Annotated in this window: 1 protein-coding gene; it reads right to left on the reverse strand. The window is 56.8% G+C overall.

All coding sequences use genetic code 11. The annotated features are described in order from the left end of the window. Positions 1-256, reverse strand: a 256-nt coding sequence (locus ACU8YC_RS27900; protein WP_446896384.1) for a hypothetical protein, incomplete at its 3' end; no start/stop codon positions are given. Positions 257-440 lie beyond the last annotated feature (184 nt).

The following is a 440-nucleotide window of genomic DNA, read 5'->3' on the forward strand; positions in this document are numbered from 1 at the left end:
ATATTGAAGCGATGGCTCCAAATACCAGTGCGGCAGGGACGAAGTACTGCGCGGGTACTGCCAATCCTCGAAGCATCATGCCGGACATGTGGCTGCCTAAATCGGCTGGATTGGCTAGTGCCGGTATCGGTGAAGTGACGATGCTGTTGAGCCACAGGTACGCGATGAGCGCCAGTGGAAGGGTGATCCACCAGGGCATCAATGCTGCGAGATCGATCAGGTCTTCGAAAGGCGATTGCTTGGGGCGGCGGGCCATATCGCGTCCTTGTGATGGCTAAATGATTGCGTCAAGCAATTTGCCGATAGCCGCGGGGATCGGCAAGCGATTTGTGCGCTTGGGTGACCGTCGGCGTTTGGGCTGACGACGGGGTGGAAATGGCGAAGCCTTTTCAATCCGTCATATACCGGCTACTCGCTTCAGGGGCGAAACTTCTGTTCCG

The sequence above is a fragment of the Citrobacter sp. VF227 genome (genome assembly GCF_052950715.1).